This window comes from Chryseobacterium bernardetii, from assembly GCF_003815975.1.
GTDB lineage: Bacteria > Bacteroidota > Bacteroidia > Flavobacteriales > Weeksellaceae > Chryseobacterium > Chryseobacterium bernardetii.
The window spans coordinates 3,128,089-3,149,855 of sequence record NZ_CP033932.1; the positions used below are offsets into that span (position 1 = coordinate 3,128,089).

Here is a 21,767-nt window from a genome sequence, read left to right on the forward strand (position 1 = left end):
GAATGTCTGAAAAGTCTGTCATCTGATATCTGAAATCTATCATCTACAATATGTACAATAAAGGATTATATAGCGACTGGGTGCCAAAACCCATACAGCTTCTGCTGATTGTCTTGCTGCTTGCTGTAGTAATGCCGATTGGCGGGGTGTATACCGGGAACATCAGTTATCTTGTGAGCGGTACCGGAGCTATGACAGAATATTTTATGTGGGCGAATTATGCAACCACAATAGGAATGGGAGCCTGTATGCCTGTTGTTCTCAGAATCAAAATGAGGTTTAAGGTAAGAGATAAAATGGTGCTGCTATTGGTTCTTTTAGGACTGCTTAGCTATATCAATGGCACTACTTTACAACCCATGATCTTTGTATTTTCGGCTTTACTGATCGGGTTTATGAAGATGATGGTTACCATAGAGCTTTTCCTGCCATTGATGGTTATGATAGGAAACAGAGGAATGTTTTATGGCGTGTTCTATACATTTGTTCTGGTAATGAACCAGGTGGCCGTTTATTATTCAGCAGAATTTGCACTTCTTTACAACTGGCAGCAGTTCTACATTTTTACTGCGGTGCTATGTTTTATTTTAGCGTTGATACACTGGATCTTTATGCATGATAAATACTTTGCATTGAAAGTTCCGTTGCATTATATTGACTGGCTGAGCATCCTGCTTTTCATTTCAACATTTATGTTTTCTGCTTATGTATATGCATTCGGAAGACAACAGGACTGGCTGAATTCGCCGAATATTATCAATGCAAGTATTGCTGCATTTGTGAGTTTTGCACTGCTTTCCATTCGTCAGTTAACGCTGAAGAGACCGTATCTTTCATTCAGGATTTTTACCAAAAGTAATGTACAGCATGGTTTATTTATGCTGTTCTGGCTGGGAATGTTCCTGGGAACAGCTTCCATTCAGAATACTTTTGCCGTCGGAGTCCTGGGATATGATCCATTAACGAATGCCAAGTTGAGTATGATGATGATTCCGGGAATCATTGTAGCCGGGATAATTGCTATATTCTGGTTTAAAAAAGAAAAACCATTGAAAATGTATATTTTTTCCGGGTTTGCAGCAATGATAGGTTATGCAATTATTATGTATTTCTCTATGGTGCTTGAGTTCAGCTATGACAGCTGGTATCTTCCCATGTTTTTAAAGGGGTATGGAATGTGTTCATTGTTTATTTCTGTATGGTTCTATACTCTGGATAAGCTTGAAATGGACGAAATGCTTGCGGCCATCGGATTGGTATTGGTTTGGAGGACATTTTTGGCAGTAGGTATATTTTCAACCTTATATTCATGGTTACAGTACCGTTTTCAGGTTACAGCAATAGGTGATCTTGCTGTTTATATGGATGGAATGACCGTTACTCCGCAGAATGTAATGGCGAATATGAAAAGTATTCAGTTAAATGCTATTCTGATAGCCACTAAAAAGATATTTGGATTTATTATTCTGATTGGTTTCGGAATTTTACTTTATGTGATTACCCATCATTTTGGAGCGAAAAGATTCCAGTATTTCAGGTTCATCAGAGTTCTTGGAGGTAAATCTGTTATTGCAAGAAGAAGACTTCGTGAACGTAAAAAATTATTAGAAGAAATAAAAGACGCGGCAGGGCCTGCGATGTAAAAGATACCTTGTTTTTCACAGTAAGATCCTGGTCCTTCATTGGGCTGGGATCTTGCATTTTTAGCGGGAAAGCGGGAGGCTGCAAGATGAGAGTGATCAAAGACGGGTAACGGCTCAGCGTAAGTAAATTATTGCAAAGAAGTTACGATTACTTCAGCTATACTGATGACATCGATGACTTCCAGCCTCCAGTTTCTATCTTCCAGCCTTTTTTCAAAAAAATGAAAAATTTCATGCTTTCTTATTTTTATTGTTTCTAAATAAAAATTATATTTGCGGGATTATAAAACTTTGATTTGAAGGAATGAAAAAGCATTATGCATTCATAGGTCTTTTAGCATCGGGATTACTATTTTCCCAGACCCTTAAAGACTCTGTAGCCTCTAAAGGCATAGAAGATGTTGTGATTGTAGCATCCAGAAAACCTACCAAAATTTCCGAAATTCCAGGTACTGTTTGGGTTGTTCAGAAAGAAAAGATTCAGGAACAGGCCAAAAGTGGTGTTCCAATTAAGGAAATGTTATCCATTTTAATCCCAAGTATGGATATCGGTCCGCAGGGAAGAACCAATTACGGGCAGAACATGAGAGGGCGTTCCGCTTTGGTGATGATTGATGGAGTTTCTTTGAACAGTATCCGTGCAATCAGCCGTCAGCTGGATGCTATTGACCCATTTAATATTGAAAGGATAGAGGTGCTTTCCGGAGCAAGTTCTATCTATGGAGGAAATGCGACAGGGGGTATTATCAATATTATTACAAAAACACCATTTAAAAAAGGAATAGGCGGAGAAACAGAATTAGGAGTGCGTACAGGATTTATGGGTAAAGATGATCATGATTTCCGTGCAGCCCAATCCATTTCAGGAAAAGGAGATAAGTTCTTCGGAAGATTAGGGGTAGCTTACCAGCAGAATGGAGGAGTGTATGGAGCAGATCAGAAACAGCTGTTTACCGATATTACCCAGACCGATCTTCAGTACAACCAATCTATTGACATCCTGGCAACAGGAGGGTATCAATTCAACAGCAAGCATAAAATAACGGCTTCCCTTCAATATTATAATTCCAGATTCAATGGTGACAGAAGCCTGTATTTGGGTGAAAACCTTAGTGCTTTTACAAAGAAAGATGGAAGTCTTCTGGAAATGAGAGATGGTTTTTCCTCTGATAAAAATGTAGGAACAGAACGTTATATGGCAACTGTGGCTTATAACGGAAACGGAATTCTGGGAGGTCAGGATCTGTATATCCAGCTTGCTACAAGAGGAGAGAAATTAGGGTTTTATCCTTTCCCGGGTAATGTAGCTTTAAAGACTTCAAAGATTGCTTATATGTCTTCTTCGCAGCAGGATACCTATTATTCAGGAATAAAAGCATTATTATCTAAATCATGGAAGGGATTCAATGTTACCTATGGAGCAGACATAGATTTTGAAAAATTTGAAGGAACGCAATCTATATATGATATAACAAAAACAATGTCGAGTGGGGGACTGATTAATGAAACCCAATACAGACTTGGAAGATATCCTACCAATCACTCACAAAGCTATGCAGGGTATGTTCAGGCAAAATACAATATCATTCCAAAATTACAGCTAAATGCAGGAGTACGTTACCAGCACATCAATGTAAAGATGGATGATTTTGTAGGCTCTGAGCAGCAAACGCAAATTGCTATGGGATACGGAACCTCTGCTTCTGCCATTCCCGGAGGAGAAAGCTCTTATAACGTAACATTAGCGAATGCCGGATTGCTATATAAAATTAACGAGCAGCATCAGGTTTGGGGAACATTCTCTCAGGGCGCAAGTCTGGCAGACCCGGCTAAATTCTACGGAATAGGAAAATATGCTCTGAATGGAAACGGAAATTGGGATGTAATTTCAAGTATCAATGTAAAAGACCAGCCTTTACAAGCTATCAAAACCAACCAGTTTGAAGTAGGATACCGTATCAATAAAGACGGATTGCGAGCACAGATGGCCGGATTCTTAAGCAATTCTGACAAAACTGTAACGGTGGACAAAAAAACATTCCAGATCCTTGTCAATGATTTGAAATTAAGAAATATGGGGATTGAAGCTGAGGTTTCTTATTCCATGAATAATGGAGTGTATTTTGGAGCCAGCGGATTACTGATCAGATCCGAAGTAGACAACAAAGGAGAATGGCAGAAACAGGAAATTTATAATGCTTCACCATCAAAACTGGTAACCTATATTGGATATAATGTGAAAAACTGGTCGTTCAGATTTCAGTCATTACAGAATTTCAAGCAGGAGGATGAACTTAAGAATGTAGTGGAGGGCTACAATACCTCGGACCTTATGATGGGTTACCGATTCCGGTTTGGAAAATTGAATCTTGGAATTCAGAATCTGTTCAATACAGATTATCAGACCATCTGGAGCAAACGTTCCCAGGTTTTATATTCAAGCTATGGAATTCCGGACCTGTTTAACTATAAAGGAAGAGGCAGAACATTTAATCTGTCGTATACTTTCGAATTTTAAAAATAAGATTAGGGTACTCATGCCTTAGTCTGGATCAAATACTTTCTACAAATCCGGTTTCTGATACTGATCGGAAGCCGGATTTTAACTTAAAAATTAATTCAGTTATGGCTCAAATTTCAACAGGGCAGTTTATTGCCGAAGTCACCAGAAAAGAATACATCACAGATCACTTTATCAGAGTATATCTGTATTCTCCTGAAGTTTATTTATTCAAAAATACCACAATCGGAGACAATAATAAAATTGCAGTTCCACCTGCCGGATTAAATGAAGTTTATTTTCCGATGCTGGATGAAAACCATGAATGGGTATATCCGTCAAAAGAAGTCGCTCCTTCTATCCGAACTTATACACACAGGGGAATTGATCTGGAAAAGAATGAAGTGTTTATTGATTTTGCAGATCATGGAGATGGTGGCCCAGCTTCAAAATGGGCAAGGGAAGCAGAAGCCGGGGCAAAACTTGGTATCATGATGCGCCTGGATGGAAAAAAGCTGTATCCTGAAGCAGAATGGTATTTACTGGCTGGAGATACTACGGCAATTCCTGTTCTGAGCGCTATTCTGGAAACCCTTCCTGAAACAGCAAAAGGAATCTGTATTATTGAAGTTCACGGCAAAGAAGATGAACAGGTATTGGAAACTAAAGCAGATATTGAGTTTAAATGGCTTCATAATCCGCAACCTCAGATCAGTAGTGAAATTGCTGATGCAGTAAAGAACATTGAGATTCCTGAAACCTCAAAATTCGGATATGTAGCTTGTGAATTTTCCAGTGTTAAAGAAATACGCACTTATCTGCGAAAAGAAAAAAACTGGACATCAAAAGAACTCTATGCATTTTCTTACTGGAAAGCAGGGAAAGCAGAGAATGAATCGCAGGCAGACAGACATGAAGAAAAAGAATCAATAGCATAACCTGGGCCCTGGTAAGAAAATTTCTCAATATTTTTAACGCTGAGGTCGCAAAGTTTTTTATTAAACTTGAAAATATTTTCGTTCGCAAAGGCATTTCATGTAGCTAAAACATACACTGTTTCATTGCTGAGTGAAAACGCCTTTGCGATCTTATAAAAAGCATGAACATCCTAAAAACCTTGCGATCTATTGCGTTATAATATTGCATATGATGAAGATCCCAGTAAAGTTAAAGTAATACAAACCTCGTAACCCGTAACCCGAATCCAACAACTCAAAACTCGCCATTCCAACTTTGAACTTTACCGCTTGAAGCCGTATCTTTGCAGCATGAAAGATTTAATGGGCCAAGCCATCTGGGATTATTATCATGATGAAAATCCTGAAGACCTGCAGACGGAAACTTCAATCTCTGAATTGGATGAACTTCCTGTAGACTATCTGTTCAGGGATTTTGAAGATATGAATGACATTGAGCAAAAGGCATTGCAGTTATCCAAAGGGAAAGTTTTGGATATTGGTGCCGGAGCCGGTTCACATGCAGTGTATCTTCAGAATGATGCGAATCTTGATGTTACAGCTTTGGATATTTCTCCAAAATCCATCGAAGTTTGCCGGTTAAGAGGAATTAAAAAAGCAATGTGTAGGAATATCCTTGATTTTTCTGGTGAAACGTTTGACACTGTTTTATTATTAATGAATGGTACCGGAATTTTTGAAGGATTATCCAGAATTGATATGTATCTTCAAAAACTGGCAACATTACTTAACGAAGGCGGGCAGATTCTGATTGACAGCACAGATATTCTTTATATGTTTGACCGCGATAAAGATGGCGGAGTATATATTCCTGCCGGTGGATATTATGGAGAACTGGAATATATTGTTCATTATAAAGGGCAATCTGAAAATCCTATCACGTGGCTTTATCTGGACTTTAATACTTTGAAAAATGCCGCTGAAAATAACGGATTTAAAATAGAGAAAGTATTGCAGGATGAAGATTCTTATCTGGCAAAGCTTACCTTGAACTAATTTAGATAATTTGCTGTTTTAATTATATCGGCATAATAGAACTTCAAGGCAGAAAGAAAAGCGGTCTGAACGTCTTCTGCCTTGGCTACTTTGTTATCGATCTCCAAGTCTCTGGTAGCACAGGCATCACCAATAATTTCAATTGGGAATCCAAAATCTTTTGCTGCTCTGGACGTTGCATCTACGCACATGTGAGTCATCATTCCGGCAATAACCAGCTGTTCAATATGGTTGGCTTTTAAATATTCCAGTAAGCCCGTTTCCTGAAAGCTGTTAGGGTAATGCTTAATGATCACTTTTTCATTAGCTTCAGGTTTTACCAGATCATGGATTTCTACACCATAAGTATCCGGAATAAAGAAAGTAGCTTCCGGTTGTGCTGCAATATGCTGGATGTGTACTACAAGATCATTGTTCTTTCTGAATTTATTAAGGATAGTTCTTGCATTTTGCCCGGCTTGGATACTGTTTACCAACTCCATATTCCCGTTTGGAAAATAATCATTCTGAATGTCAATTAATATTAATGCTTTTTTCATTTTGTAAAACTTATTTTTGTATTATTAAAGGTTCAAAGGTAGAGATATTGATGAGGGAAATCAAGTATGTACCGAAATGTAACTTACAGACCTATAGGTAAGTATTGTTGAAAAACAGCAAGATAAAAATGAAAGAAAATAAAAATTTAACACTTTGTTCCATAGATTATGCCTTTAAGAGATTAGGCGGTAAATTTAAAGGAAGAATTATCTGGGCACTTTACCATCATGGAGTATTACGGTATGGTGAACTGAAAAAATCCATGAATGATATTAATACCAAAACTCTGACTTTGTCTCTCAAAGAAATGGAGGATGATAACCTTATTGAAAGAACCGTGTATCCAGAAGTTCCACCTAAAGTAGAATATAAGCTAACAGATGGAGGGAAGAGAATGGCTCCGTTTATTTTATATATGAAAGAATGGGGTGAAGAACAGATTGAAAAGAATAACCCATAAAAAAAGACTGCAAAACTGCAGTCTCTCTTTTTTATCTTTATTTCAATTATCCGATCTCAATACCGTTTTCAACATTGCTGTCATCCGGTGTTACAAAAGATAATTTGCCATCAGGTTTAGTCGTTAATAATAGCATTCCCTGAGATTCAATTCCTCTGATCTTTCTTGGAGCAAGGTTTAATAAGATCATTACCTGCTTACCAACTACTTCTTCAGGTGTGAAGCTTTCTGCAATTCCTGAAACCACAGTTCTTACGTCTACTCCAGTATCTACAGTAAGTTTAAGTAATTTATCTGCTTTTTCTACTTTTTCAGCTTCTAAAATGGTTGCTGTTCTAAGATCTATTTTAGTAAAATCATCAAAAGTGATTTCTTCTTTCATTGGGTTGGCGTTAGGGTTTGTTTTCTTATTGTTTTGTTTGGTATCTTCAAGCTTTTGGATTTGAGCTTCAATTACGCTGTCTTCAATTTTTGAGAATAGAAGAGATGCTTCATTGATTTTGTGACCGGTTTCAATTAAAACAGATTGCGTTTCAACATCATTCCAGCCTTTCTTTTCAACATTGAACATGTTCAGTAGCTTCTCAGAGCTGAAAGGCATGAATGGCTCACACAGTTGAGCTAAAGCAACAGCAATCTGAGCTCCTACAAATAAAGACTGAGCTGCTTTCTCAGGATTATCCTTAATAGTTTTCCAAGGCTCCTCAGTCTGAAGATACTGGTTTCCGAATCTTGCAAGGTTCATTAATGCAGATAAAGCATTTCTGAATTCATACTTATCAAGGAATTCTGAAATTTCATTTGCTGCTTTATTGATCTCTTTTAATTCCGGACTGTTAACATCTCCCTGAGGTACAACTCCGTCATAATATTTATGAATAAGTACCGCAACTCTGTTGATGAAGTTTCCGAAGATTCCAACCAATTCAGAATTGTTCTTCGTCTGGAAATCCTTCCATGTAAAGTTATTATCTTTAGTTTCAGGAGCTGATGAAAGAAGAGCATATCTTAATACATCCTGTTGTCCCGGGAAGTCTTCTACATATTCGTGTGCCCAAACAGCCCAGTTTCTTGAAGTTGAGATTTTATCATTCTCAAGATTCAGGAATTCAAAAGCAGGTACATTTTCAGGCATAATATAATCACCATGTGCTTTCATCATTGATGGGAAGATGATGCAGTGGAACACAATATTATCCTTTCCGATAAAGTGTACTAAATCACTGTTTTCGCTTTGCCAGTAATCTTTCCAGTCTTTTCCGTTTTTCTCAGCCCATTCCTTGGTGAAAGAAATATATCCGATCGGGGCATCAAACCAAACATAAAGAACTTTTCCTTCTGCATTCGGAAGCGGAACCGGAACACCCCAGTTTAGGTCTCTGGTCATTGCTCGTGGCTTTAGCCCATCATTTAACCATGATTTAACCTGGCCGTATACGTTAGGTTTCCAGTCATCTTTATGGCCTTCAATGATCCATTCGTTTAAGAAATCCTCGTATTCATTAAGTGGCAGATACCAGTTCTTTGTTTCTTTAAGAATAGGAATATTTCCGCTAAGCATAGATTTCGGATTAATCAGTTCAGATGGAGAAAGGGTTGAACCACATTTTTCACACTGGTCACCATAAGCATTCTCGTTGCCGCAGTTTGGACAAGTTCCTACAATATAACGGTCTGCAAGGAATTCTCCTGCCTGCTCATCAAAATACTGCTCAGAAACCTCTTCCGTAAATTTCCCTTTTTCATAAAGAACCTTGAAGAAATCCTGGCTGGTCTCATAATGCTTTGGAGAAGTTGTTCTGGAATATTCATCAAATGAAATTCCCAGATCAGCAAAAGATTTCTTAATAATCCCGTGATATTTGTCAACGATATCCTGAGGAGTAACTCCCTCTTTTTTAGCTCTTATGGTAATAGGAATACCGTGCTCATCCGAACCACAGATAAATGCTACATCTTTTCCTGATCTTCTTTGAAATCTTGCGTAAACATCCGCAGGAATATAAACACCTGCCAAATGTCCTATATGAACCGGGCCGTTTGCATAAGGCAAAGCTGCCGTAATCATCTTTCTGTTTGACATTTATAGTAAAGTTTTGACTGCAAAGATAAGAATTATCTCTTGAATACCGCTTTTTGTGGAGTTATTATGATGAAGCTTACCATTTTTCAGCAATGAATATGAATTTAAGTTAAACGAATGTTTAACTTTTTGTTAATGTAAGACAAATAGTATGCATAGCATACTATCGTGTAAAATATTGAGGTGTATAATTTTAACTAAAAACGGTTTCGTAATATACATAATTTTATTATAATTTATATTAAAATTATGATAATTCTAATTTTTTTTTAAATTGCAAGCATGGCTCCAAGCCAGATTTAGACTGAAAAAACGAAACTATAAAAATAAAATTGTGAAGAATTTTACAACAGTATTAAAAATAGCGCCTGCTTTTTTACTGGCAAGTACAGTAATGCATGCGCAGATCAAAGACTCTGCCACTAAAGAGAAAAAAATCGAGGAGGTAGTCTTGATTGGGTATGGTAAGCAGAAGAAATCTGACCTTACAGGTTCTATAACTTCTGTCACAGCCAAAGACTTTAATGGCGGGGCAACTTCTGCCGGACAGCTAATCCAGGGTAAAACACCAGGGGTACAGGTTACGAATAACAGTGGAGCTCCTGGTTCAGGAACAAAAATCAGAATCAGAGGAACATCATCTTTAAGTGGTGAGAATTCTCCACTCGTTGTAATTGATGGGGTACCACAAGATTTTGTGGGAGTAAATGGAGTTTCAGATCCATTAGCTTTAATTAACCCTAATGATATTGAAACATTTGATATTTTAAAAGATGCTTCAGCTACAGCAATTTATGGTAACAGGGCTTCTAATGGGGTTATCTTGATTACTACTAAAAAAGGAAGTGCAGGAAAGTTTAAAGTGAATTTTTCAACGGTAGCCTCAGTTTCAACAAAAATGGGAAATGTAGATGTACTTAATGCAGATGAATTCAGAAGTTTTGTAAATGCAAATGCATCTGAAAGTTATAGAAAAAGGCTAGGGTCAGCAAATACCAATTGGCAAAATCAGATTTATCAGGCAGCTTGGGGAACAGATAATAATGTTGCTTTTTCAGGAGGGATTAAAGGCTTGCCATATCGCTTATCTGTAGGATATAATGAGCAAAACGGTATTGTAAAGACCAATTCATTTAAAAGAACCTCTGTAGGTTTAAATATTAACCCTAAATTCTTTGACAATCATTTAAGTGTAAACATTAATGCTAAAGGAACATTTACAGATAACAGATTTGTAGATGGTGGAGTAATTAAGGCTGCCACTTATTTTGATCCTACACAACCTATATATGATAATGTTAATGTTGTACCGGGCAATGGAGGTTACTATGAATGGTTTTTAACAGAAAATAAAAATGGAGTCCTTACAAATAAGCTGAATGGTAATGCAAATGCAAATCCATTATCCATGTTGAATGCAATTCGTGATGTATCTTCCGTAACCAGAGGATTAGGAAATATTCAGTTAGATTATAAATTTCATTTTCTTCCAGATCTTCGATTTAATGTAAATGCTGGATATGACTACACAAAAAGTGAAGGGCATAAAGTGAAAGATGGAAATTATAAAGCAGGCTATGATGACAAAGGTAGCTCTAATTTCTATTCTATGGAAAAAAATAATAAGTTATTAGAGACTTATTTTAACTACGTTAAGAATATATCTGCTATTAATACAGGAGTAGATATTACAGCGGGATACGCTTATCAGGATTTTCAAACTACTATTCCGGGAGCAGTAACTTATAGAGGAACAGGTATCAATAGTAAGGATCTGGATTTTAAGACCCAAAATACTCTAATCTCTTTCTATGGAAGAGCAATTTTTACAATAGATAATAAATATGTGATTTCAGGATCGGTACGTAGAGATGGATCTTCAAGGTTCTTTAACGGAACAAGAGATAATGTATGGGGTGTTTTCCCTGGAGTTTCTGCAGCCTGGAAATTAAACGAAGAAAGCTTTATCAAAGACATCTCTGCAATCAGTACTTTAAAATTGAGAGCAGGGTGGGGAAAAACTGGACAGCAGGAACTTCCGGCTTTAGATGGAAACAAACCTAATAACTATCCTGCTTTTGCATCATATAATCCAAGTTACCCGGAAGCGAGTTATCAGTTTGGAAATCAATACTACTATATGTTCAGACCTGCTAACTATAATCCGAATCTTACTTGGGAAACTACAACAACAAAGAATCTTGGGTTGGATTTTGGATTTAATAGTAACAGAATCACAGGATCAATTGATGTCTTCAGAAAGGATACTAAAGATCTTTTAGTGTATGCTGATGAAGCTGCAGGAGGATTAAGTAATGCCAGCTGGCAAAATGTAGGAGATATGAAGAATGAGGGTATTGAAGGTAGTATTACTGTTGTTCCAATTAAAACTGAGAAGACTACTTGGGAGGTGAGTTTCAATGCTACTCATTATAAGCCGGTGATTACCAAATTGAAAGAGCGTGCTGATGAATCATTCAATATGGAAGTTGGTGGTATTGAAGGAGCAGCAGGAAATAGAATTCAGGCGCATGCTGTAGGATATGCTCCTAATGCATTCTGGGTGTATCAACAAGTGTATGATGCTAATGGAAAACCAGTAGATGGAGCGTATGTAGATAGAAATGGGGATGGTATAATTAATACAAAAGATATGTATTATTATAAATCTACAACACCAGATGCCATTTTAGGCTTCTCTACTAAAGTAACTCATAAGAACTGGGACTTCTCTTTAAGCGCAAGGGCAGTATTAGGTAATTATGTCTATAATAATGCGGCGTCAAACAGTTCTTTACAGTCTGCATCTACTAATGAATATCTTCAGAATGTATTTATGACAGCACCTCAATATAAATTTTCAGTTCCTCAGTATAAATCGGATATTTATGTGGAGAATGCTTCATTCTTAAGATTGGATAATATCAATATCGGATATAATTTCGGAGAAATTTTCTCTAAGGGAAGTAACCTTAAAGTATATGGAATGGCACAAAATGTTTTTGTGATCACCAAATATTCAGGCGTTGACCCTGAGGTTTTCGGAGGGATAGATAATGGTTACTATCAAATGCCTAGAATTTATTCTTTGGGCTTTAATTTCCAATTTTAAATAAGAATAAAATGAAACTAAATAAAATCAAAATTAAAAATATTGTATTGCCTCTTTCTGCGGTATTTTTATTAACAGCCACTTCATGTGTGAAAGATCTTGAAAGAGAACCTATAACTGACGTAACTTCCGCCAGTGTTTATAAGGATTTCTCAAACTATAAGAATATTCTGGCAAAATTGTATGGAGGTTATGCTATGGGAGGCCAGGTTGGTGGAGATGGTGATCAGCCAAATAGTGATATTAATGGAATTAATGGTGGCTTTTCCCAATATACAAGACTACTTTATAACCTGAATGTTGTTACTACTGATGAAGCGGTAATTGGTTGGAACGATGGTAATCTTCATACCCTTCATAAAATGACCTGGGATTCTTCTAATGAATTTATTGCGGCAATGTATTACAGAATTTATACTGAAATTGCTTTTTGTAATGAATTTTTGAGAAATGTTACAGATGAGAAACTGGCATCAAATGGTATTACTGGTGATAATCTTAATGAGGCAAAGCTGATGAAAGCGGAAGCTCGGTTTTTAAGAGCACAGTCCTATTTTTATGCTATTGATATGTTTGGAAATGTCCCTTTTGTTGATGAATCTTATATGCCGGGATCAAAAAATCCACCCCAAAGAATAGAAAGAAAAGCATTATTTAATTTTATTGAGTCTGAATTATTAGCTGTTGCTGGAGAGTTAAAAGATCCGAGAACCAATGAATATGGTAGAGCGGATAAAGCTGCAGCTTGGTCATTACTGGCCAAATTGTACTTGAATGCTGAAGTATATACAGGCACTCAAAGAAATACAGATTGTATTACTTATTGCAATAAAGTAATTGCAGCAGGTTACTCTTTAAAACCAAAATATGAGGAATTATTCCTAGCAGATAATAATATAAATAATCCTGAACAGATCTTAAGCGTAAACTTTGATGGACTTCGTACACAAACAAATGGTGGAACAACTTTTTTGGTACATGCAGCAGTAGGTGGAACAATGCCTTCTTCTGATTTTGGGATTAATGTAGGATGGGGAGGTATAAGAACCACCAAATCTTTTGTTGGATTATTTCCAACAAACGGAAGTGATAAAAGAGGTAGGTTCTATACATCAGGCCAGAATCTGGAGATTAATGATTTAGGATCTTTTAGTGATGGTTATGCATTTATAAAATATAAGAATATAAAAAGCAATGGATCTCCAGGTGCACATACAAATTGGGTTGAAGCTGATATCCCATTGTATCGCTTAGCAGATATTTACCTTATGTATGCTGAAGCAGTACTCAGAGGTGGTTCTGGTGGAAATCAGGCTACTGCTATTGAGTACATAAACAAATTAAGAGAGCGAGCTTATGGTGATTCAAGTGGAAATGTATCTTCAATAAATCTTAATTTTATTTTGGATGAAAGATCTAGAGAATTATCCTGGGAATCAACAAGAAGAAGTGATCTTATCCGTTTCAATAAATTTACAACAGGAGATTATTTGTGGCCATGGAAAGGAAATGTTAAAGACGGAAAAGCGGTAGAAAGCTATAGAAATCTTTTCCCAATCCCAGCAAAAGATATTATCGCAAATCCTAACCTGAAGCAAAATCCTGGGTACTAATTTAAAATATTGCTTAAACATGAAAAATATATTTAAAATATTAGCAATAGCTTTTATAGGAATGGCACTTATTTCTTGTGAAAAAGATGAAGATCAGGCTATTCTTAATGAAACTTCACAAAGTAGCATTTCTGCGGATAAAACAACCATTGTTCTTGATAAGAGTAATGTAGACGCTACCGCTGTAAATTTTAAGTGGGCAAAATCAGCTTTTAGTATTTCTGTGGTATCTACTCAGCAGATTGAGTTCGGAATAAAAGGAAAAGGGTTTAAAGACAGTAAGTTAATCGATGTTGTGACTTCTCCTTTTTCTATAACCAATAAACAGCTTAATACATTAATACTTAGTATGGGAGGAACCGCAAATGTGGTTAATGAAATAGAAGTAAGATTTAAGACTGCTGTAGGCGGGGCCAATTTTTACTCCAATGTAATTACACTGCAGGTAACACCTTATATTCTAGGGCCAGTATACAATTATACCGATCTCTTCCTGATTGGTGATGCTACAGCTGCAGCTTGGGATAACTCTGCAACCAATACAAAATTGTATCCTTTACAGAAAACAACTACTGCTGGGAAATATTCATATACAGGATATTTTGCAAAAGGTGGGTTTAAACTTATCAAAACTCCAGGATCTTGGGATGCTCAATATGGAATGGGAGGTGCTGATGGTATACTAAGTGCAAGCGGATCTTCTGGAAACATTCCGGTAGCTACAGCAGGATATTATAAATTAACCGTTGATACTAATGCGTTAAGCTATACATTCGTGTCAATTCCTGCTCCCACCACCACATATACTACCATTTCAATGATTGGATCTGCTTCAGGAGATTGGAATACAGATGTGGATATGGAAAAATCAACTTTTGATGCTCATATTTGGGTAAAGAAAAATATTACATTGAATTCCGGGGAATTTAAATTCAGAGCGAATCACGATTGGGGAACGAATTGGGGAGTGGCTAAAGAATTTTTTGGAGTGGCAGATCTTGGAGGAGGGAATATTCCTGTAAGTGAAGCTTTCAAATACGATGTGTATTTCAATGATATCACTGGAGAATTCTCAGTAATTCCAGTATTTTAAGTCAATAAAAAATCAAATTAAAAAAGCAAAGTGCTGCTTTACCGCAGCACTTTATCTATTTTTAAAAAGTTAATAAATAGTCATTATGAAGAAAATTACAGTTGGAGCACTTTTGCTCTCAATGATGTTTACAGGTGTGAAAGCACAATCTTTAAAATCGCCGGACGGTAAGTTTGAAATGAATTTCCAGTTAAAGGATGGAGTTCCTTTCTATAATCTGAAATACAACGGTGCGGTGGTTGTAGAAGATTCAAAATTGGGATTGAGATTATTTAAAGACACAGCCATAAAATTTGCTTCTGAGATTGCCAAACCAGAAGATGCAAAATACGACCTTAACAACGGTTTTGCAAAGGTAGATGAAAAAAGAGATTCTAAAAACGAGACTTGGCAGCCGGTTTTAGGAGAAAAGAAAAATTATATCAATCACTACAATGAATTGGCGGTAACGTTAAATCAGGCTTCTACAGACAGGAGTATTGTGGTTAAATTCAGATTGTTTAATGACGGTCTTGGATTCAGATATGAGTTCCCACAACAAAAAAATCTAAATTATTTCGTTATCAGAGAAGAAGATTCTGAAATTGATTTCCCAACCGATATGAAAGCATGGTGGATCGTAGCAGATTACGATTCCCAGGAATATCAGTACCAGGAAACAAAAGTTTCTGAAATTCCGGCAAAATGGGATAAAGCATTTGATGCCAATGCTTCGCAGACCTTGGTAAAAAATGCAGTTCAGTCTCCGTTAATGCTTAAAAAAGAAGGGAAGTCGCCTCTTTATATCAATGTTGCAGAAGCTGCCGTATTAGATTATCCGGCTTCGCACCTTGAAGTAGATGCGCAGAACTTTAAGTTCAAAACACACTTAACAGCAGACAGACAGGGAGCAAAAGGATATATCCAGACTCCGTCAGTAACGCCTTGGAGAACAATTATCGTGGCACCAAAGGCAGAAGAGGTCATAGATTCCAAAATGATCTTTAACCTGAACGAGCCTACAAAATATACAGATACGTCTTATATTCACCCTACAAAATACATGGGAGTATGGTGGGAAATGATCATCGGAAAATCTCAGTGGGCATATTCTACTGCTGAAAATGTTCATTTGGGTAAAACAGACTTTACGAAGTTAACACCAAACGGAAAGCATGCAGCAAACAATACCAAGGTGAAAGAATACATCGACTTTGCTGCTGAAAATGGATTCCAGGGATTGTTAATTGAAGGATGGAACATTGGTTGGGAAGACTGGTTCGGGCACTCTAAAGAGTTTGTTTTTGATTTCATTACCCCTTATCCGGATTTTGATATCAAAATGCTGAATGATTATGCTCATTCGAAAGGAATTAAACTTATCATGCACCACGAAACTTCAGGTTCTGCCACAAATTATGAAAGATGGGCAGATAAAGCTTTCCAGACAATGAATAAATATGGTTATGATGCTGTAAAAACAGGTTATGTAGGTGATATTATTCCAAGAGGCGAGCACCATTATTCTCAATGGACGATCAATCATTATTATAGAATTGCTGAAAAGGCAAACAACTATAAAATCATGGTGAATTCTCATGAGTCTGTACGTCCTACAGGTGAAAGCCGTACATATCCGAACTACATCTCTGCAGAAGCAGCACGTGGAACAGAGTATGAAGCATTCGGAGGAAATAAGCCGGATCACCAGACTGTACTTCCGTTTACAAGATGGATGGGTGGTTCTATGGATTACACGCCGGGAATCTTCCAGACAAAGTTAGACTATTACTTCCCTGGAGACAACCGTTTTGTTAAGACCACGCTGGCAAAACAGCTGGCTTTATACGTAACGATGTATATGCCGCTTCAGATGGCAGCAGACCTTCCTGAGAACTATAAAAAGCACATGGATGCGTTCCAGTTCATCAAAGATGTTGCTGCTGATTGGGATGATACAAAGATCTTATCTGCAGAACCTGGAGATTATGTAATTACTGCAAGAAAAGCAAAAGGTACAGAGAACTGGTTTGTAGGAGGGATTACCGATGAGAACAAACGTGAGTACACCGTAGATTTCTCATTCCTGGATAAGGGGCAAACATATGAAGCCACCATCTATGAAGATGGAAAAGATGCTGACTATATTGATAATCCTCAGAGTTATCATATTTATAAGAAAACAATTACCAGCAAATCAAAAATTAATTTTAAGATGGCTAGAAGTGGTGGTTTTGCAATAACTATTAAAAAAAAGTAATTATTTTGTAAAAGTTTCTTTTTTCGTTTGATAAAATATCTATATTTGGAGAATTATTATAATTATTAACCAAAACCATTTTATCATGAAAAAGAAATTAAAAATCACGAGCAATTTAGAACAAAAGAACATCCTTAAAAAAGCGATGCAGTCTTCTGAAAATGTAGATTTATACAAATCTATTTTTGGTGGCGGAAATTCTGTTATAATCTCACCTGAGAATTGTAGCGTAACAGCCAGATCAGGAGCATCTGCTGCTTATAACAGAGTTGATCAGTTTTTATTAGCTACTCCTAAGCTGTAATTGCTAAATTAAAATGTATAGTTCTTCGCTATGGCGGAGAACTATTTTTTTATCCGATAAAAATTATGATTACATCTTTTGTATTAAAGGTTGCAAGCAGATGCAATCTCAACTGCTCATATTGTTACATGTATAATTTGGGTGATAAAACGTATCTGAAACAACCTAAGTTCATGTCAATTGACACCATAAAAGCTTTTGCCGTTAAACTTAATGAATACTGCCTGGAAAATAATTTGAATAATATACAGATTGTTTTTCACGGAGGAGAACCTTTATTGATATCCAAAGAATTTTATCGTGAATCTATCAGTATTTTCAGAAAAATACTTCCGGACAATTATTTCGACTTTGTGATCCAGACCAATGGGGTGGGGCTGGATGATGAATGGTATCAACTTTTTAATGAATTGGATATCAGGGTAGGAATAAGTATAGACGGTCCCAAAGAATATCATGACAAATACCGGGTTTTTCATAATGGAAAAGGTTCCTATGAAGAAGTGAAAGATGCCATTATTCTGGGACAGAATTATGGGCTTAATGGAATATTATCTGTTATAAATATTAAAATTCCGCCTCAGGAACTTTATGATGAAGTGAAGAAGCTTAAAGTGAAAGGACTTAATATTCTTCTGCCGGATGGCCACTTTGATCAGCTTCCTGATGGGCTGGAAAAAGAATGGGTTAATACAAAAAATTATACTCCCTATGCAGATTGGCTCATCGAATTATTTAAGATTTGGAAGAACGACAAAGACAGGGTGAGCGTAAGATTTTTTCAGACATTGATTGATCTGATTGTGGGTGAAGAGGAAGGAGATCAGGTTTTAGGAAAAAATATCAATGGAGTTGCTGTACTGGAAACCAATGGAAATTTAGAAGTAGCAGATTTTATAAGAGCTTGCTATGAAGGAATTACCAGAAACGATATTAATATTCATACCCATGCTATTAGCGATGTTTTTAAAGACAGACTTTTTGATGTATACATGAATGCTCATGCCATGGTATCCCAGAAATGCCTCAACTGTTCTGTTTATGATTTTTGTGGCGGAGGATTTTTAGGCAATCGTTATTCCAATGACAGAGGTTTTGATAATCCTACTATTTATTGTCATGATATGATTAAGCTTATCACCTATATTCAGAATGATATTATTGATGACATTCCACAGGAAACACAGGAAGAAATGGAATTGTCTAAAGTTTCCTATGAGGATATCGTTAATGAGCTTGAATCTGAAAACAAAGAAATTCTGATTGAATCTGAAATAAAAGAAAAACTAATGCATTATCGTTTAGCATGAACCTGAAGAAAGGAATGTATCTGGTTGGAAATTCCGGTTTCAACTGGAAAAACCAGCTTAAAATCAATAAAGGAGTAGTGGCAGAGAAGACTGTCAATACAGGAATTGAGTATTTTGATAACGCTTATTTACCTGTTAGTGAATGGCGGAACCTTACTGAATCTGAATATAAGATGCTCTCTAATTCCGGGAAACAAAATAAAATGTTCAATACCTTAGGTTTGGGAGAAATTCCGGATGAATTGAAGACATTATTTAAAGCCATTAAGTTAGAAGAATGTAAAACTCTCTTTGATGTGCTGCCTAAATTTCAGGAAGACGAAAAACTTACCTTACAGCTTAATGAAGCCTTAAATCAGTATCTTAACCAGAAATCAGATACCCGGAGATATAATTTTCACCGTATTACAAGATGTCTTCCGGATATGCATACCACTACTTTTCATCTCTATAATAAAGAACATATAAAATATACGGGTCTGCATATAGACCAAAGCACAAAGTTTACTCCTAATACAGCCTATAAATCAGATAACAGGATCTCTATTAATATCAGTGAAGAATCCAGATACCTGTATTTTATAAACCTGACACTGAAGCAGGTTTATAACGATGTTAAGAAGCATTATCAGGATATTTCTGTTAATTCAGATAATATAGTAGAATTGTTCTTTTCACTGTATCCTGATTATCCGGTAATCAGAATAGAAATAAAACCTTACCAGTATTATATTGCTCCAACAGATAATTTCATTCATGACGGAAGTACACTGGGAAATAAAAAATTTGATATAACCATGGTATTTGTGGGAGAATTTAATAATTACTAATCATTATGAAACTAAAATCAGGAATCAAAATATATGGGGAAAACCTGGAGGATGTTTTAGAAATCAATTCCGGCTGTGTTCATCATTCGAAACAGGAGCCAGTAGAAATTGTATTCAGGGATATTAAGTTTAAAGCACAGTATGAACCCAATGCTCATCTTGCAAAAAGAGACTGGAGAAGACTTTCAGAACAGGAATTGGATACCCTAAAAGGAGATCACATCAATAAGAAGGATTATAATTCGGTTTTTATAGGGGAAATCCCTGAAGAATTGAAAGGAATGTTCCATAAACTGAATCTTCATTCGGCTACTTCAGATGATGATGCATTTCAGAAATTTATTGAAAATAAAGAGTTGGTTTTAGAATTAAATACTCATCTGAATGGTGTATTGGATGAGATTTCATTGGCGCCTTACAGGTTTATGAGCATCGCAACCAACTATCCCAATAGTGAGGTCGTTTCTTTGAATAAAAGAAAGCTGCCTGAAAATTATACTTTTAAGGACATTCGTTTTATAGGGGTCCATAAAGACAGTTCTAAAGATATGACGCTGCATACCTGTTATCAGTACGGGAACAGATTTACCGTTAATTTAGGAGAACAGCCCCGCTATTTTTTATTTGTAAATCTTACAATGAAACAGGCGTATAATATGCTTAAGGAAAAAGAAGAGCTTAAGAGTGCTGAGATAACTAATGAGAATATTACAGGTTATTTTCTAGAACATTATCCTGATTATCCTGTGATCAAAATGAAGCAGGAACCGTATCAGTTTTACATAGCACCTACAGATAACTGTTTTCACGATGGTACCACAATAGGTAATACAGCTATAGATGTTGTAATGACATATTTGGGTAAATTTTGCATATAAATTAAATAATATTGAAGTATGAAGCCTTTCTTATCATTATTGATGGTCTTATGTTTAACCTCCCTTTTGCAGGCGCAGCATAAATTACCTGTTCTCAACGCAAACGGATCTAAAGCTGTTATTTACGAAAAAGACAATGGCTTAAAAACAGACTGGAATATAGATCCTAAAATTAAACCGGATGTCTATACCGTATCCAAAATAGCTGCTTCTGATAAGAGAGTTACTATAAAAACAGATATAGATTCTCTTGTTATAGATCTCAAAAAAGGAGAAAAAAAAGATTTTATTATTCTTCTTAAAGGCAAAGATTCTGCCTTAACAAGAATTGAATCCCTGCCGCCGAAAGACTTTAGTAAGATGTCCTTTAAAGATACACTGCAGCTTCATATGAACGCACAGAATACAATATTTGTAAAAACGATCCTTAATAAAGTGGATACTCTTTTACTTAATTTTGATACGGGGACAAGTGATCTTGTGCTTACACAGGAAACTTTGAAAAATAAAATCAAGAGTTCATTAAAATCAGGAACCAATATTCTGCAGATCGGGAAAAAAGAATACCAGGGTTTTAATATTTATCCGGCACAGCTTACAGGCCACGGTACAGATGGCAGGTTTGGATGGGATTTATTTGATGGAATGATTGTAGAATTAAATCATGATAAAGGATTAATGGTGGTGCATTCTCAGCTGCCATCCCATGTGAAGTCCGAGTATGCTCCGGCCCCGATAAAGTATTTTAATAATGTTTTCCTGGTGCAGGTGGGGATTTCACAGGACAAAGTTAAAAACAAAGATTGGTATCTGTTTGATACAGGATATCAGAGAACAGCCATGTTAGACGGCCCACTATTGAAGGAACAGGGATTTCCTACCGATAAAATGACAGTTATTAAAAAAGTGATTATGAAAGGCGCCCAGGGAAATGAAATTCCTGTGATGACCTCAAACCTTCAGACCCTATCATTAGGAAAAACAAAACTAAAAGATATCCCTGCACAGCTTTTATCTCAGAGCAGGCTGGTAACAGGTTCCAGAATGAATATTTTAGGCAATGAAATCATAAAAAGATTCAACTTATTTTTAGACTTTCAAAACAACATCGTCTATCTGAAGCCTAATCAATTAATTGATGCTGCTTATATTGAAAGCAAATAAGTTTTTATTCCGATAGTAGGAATGT

16 protein-coding genes are annotated in these 21,767 nt (G+C 36.3%); 14 read left to right on the top strand and 2 right to left on the bottom strand.

Going from position 1 to position 21,767, the window contains the following annotated elements:
• Positions 1–50: 50 nt before the first annotated feature.
• The 4 genes from EG339_RS14355 (at position 51) to EG339_RS14370 (ending at position 6,116) form a co-directional block, all read left to right on the top strand.
• On the top strand, positions 51–1,643 hold the full coding sequence (locus tag EG339_RS14355; RefSeq protein WP_123870660.1) for an efflux MFS transporter permease: 1,593 nt from the start codon (positions 51–53) through the stop codon (positions 1,641–1,643).
• A gap of 304 nt (positions 1,644–1,947) precedes the next feature.
• Positions 1,948–4,161: a TonB-dependent receptor gene (locus EG339_RS14360; protein ID WP_123870661.1), complete on the top strand. Its 2,214-nt coding sequence runs from the start codon at positions 1,948–1,950 to the stop codon at positions 4,159–4,161.
• Positions 4,162–4,268: 107 nt separating this feature from the next.
• Positions 4,269–5,081, top strand: a complete 813-nt coding sequence (locus tag EG339_RS14365) for a siderophore-interacting protein (protein WP_123870662.1) — start codon at positions 4,269–4,271, stop codon at positions 5,079–5,081.
• A gap of 330 nt (positions 5,082–5,411) precedes the next feature.
• The gene (locus EG339_RS14370; RefSeq protein ID WP_123870663.1) at positions 5,412–6,116 is read left to right on the top strand and encodes a class I SAM-dependent methyltransferase; all 705 of its coding nucleotides are present in this window, start codon (positions 5,412–5,414) and stop codon (positions 6,114–6,116) included.
• Here the strand turns inward: EG339_RS14370 and EG339_RS14375 are convergent.
• Positions 6,113–6,655, bottom strand: a complete 543-nt coding sequence (locus EG339_RS14375; protein ID WP_123870664.1) for a cysteine hydrolase family protein — start codon at positions 6,653–6,655, stop codon at positions 6,113–6,115. The two genes, EG339_RS14370 and EG339_RS14375, sit on opposite strands and share 4 nt — an antisense overlap.
• A 128-nt stretch (positions 6,656–6,783) precedes the next feature.
• Between EG339_RS14375 and EG339_RS14380 the strand changes: the two genes are divergently transcribed.
• On the top strand, positions 6,784–7,116 hold the full coding sequence (locus EG339_RS14380; protein WP_123870665.1) for a winged helix-turn-helix transcriptional regulator: 333 nt from the start codon (positions 6,784–6,786) through the stop codon (positions 7,114–7,116).
• A 46-nt stretch (positions 7,117–7,162) separates the two neighbouring features.
• On the opposite strand, the gene metG is transcribed toward EG339_RS14380, so the two are convergent.
• Positions 7,163–9,199: a methionine--tRNA ligase gene (gene metG, locus EG339_RS14385; protein ID WP_123870666.1), complete on the bottom strand. Its 2,037-nt coding sequence runs from the start codon at positions 9,197–9,199 to the stop codon at positions 7,163–7,165.
• Positions 9,200–9,533: 334 nt separating this feature from the next.
• On the opposite strand from metG, the gene EG339_RS14390 reads away from it, so the two are divergent.
• The 9 genes from EG339_RS14390 (at position 9,534) to EG339_RS14430 (ending at position 21,742) form a co-directional block, all read left to right on the top strand.
• Complete coding sequence (locus EG339_RS14390; protein WP_123870667.1) at positions 9,534–12,311, top strand: SusC/RagA family TonB-linked outer membrane protein; 2,778 nt, start codon at positions 9,534–9,536, stop codon at positions 12,309–12,311.
• Positions 12,312–12,322: 11 nt separating this feature from the next.
• Positions 12,323–13,924, top strand: a complete 1,602-nt coding sequence (locus tag EG339_RS14395; protein WP_123870668.1) for a RagB/SusD family nutrient uptake outer membrane protein — start codon at positions 12,323–12,325, stop codon at positions 13,922–13,924.
• Between the two features lie 19 nt (positions 13,925–13,943).
• On the top strand, positions 13,944–15,017 hold the full coding sequence (locus EG339_RS14400) for a SusF/SusE family outer membrane protein (protein WP_123870669.1): 1,074 nt from the start codon (positions 13,944–13,946) through the stop codon (positions 15,015–15,017).
• An 85-nt stretch (positions 15,018–15,102) separates the two neighbouring features.
• A complete protein-coding gene (locus tag EG339_RS14405; RefSeq protein WP_123870670.1) occupies positions 15,103–17,256 on the top strand; it encodes a glycoside hydrolase family 97 protein in 2,154 nt (717 codons plus the stop codon).
• 85 nt (positions 17,257–17,341) lie between these two features.
• On the top strand, positions 17,342–17,560 hold the full coding sequence (locus EG339_RS14410; RefSeq protein ID WP_123870671.1) for a hypothetical protein: 219 nt from the start codon (positions 17,342–17,344) through the stop codon (positions 17,558–17,560).
• Positions 17,561–17,688: 128 nt separating this feature from the next.
• Positions 17,689–18,870, top strand: a complete 1,182-nt coding sequence (locus EG339_RS14415) for a radical SAM protein (RefSeq protein ID WP_164466443.1) — start codon at positions 17,689–17,691, stop codon at positions 18,868–18,870.
• On the top strand, positions 18,867–19,700 hold the full coding sequence (locus EG339_RS14420; protein WP_123870673.1) for a hypothetical protein: 834 nt from the start codon (positions 18,867–18,869) through the stop codon (positions 19,698–19,700). Before EG339_RS14415 ends, EG339_RS14420 begins: the two co-directional genes overlap by 4 nt.
• A gap of 5 nt (positions 19,701–19,705) precedes the next feature.
• The gene (locus EG339_RS14425) at positions 19,706–20,578 is read left to right on the top strand and encodes a hypothetical protein (RefSeq protein WP_123870674.1); all 873 of its coding nucleotides are present in this window, start codon (positions 19,706–19,708) and stop codon (positions 20,576–20,578) included.
• An 18-nt stretch (positions 20,579–20,596) separates the two neighbouring features.
• On the top strand, positions 20,597–21,742 hold the full coding sequence (locus EG339_RS14430) for a hypothetical protein (protein ID WP_228458933.1): 1,146 nt from the start codon (positions 20,597–20,599) through the stop codon (positions 21,740–21,742).
• Positions 21,743–21,767: the final 25 nt, after the last annotated feature.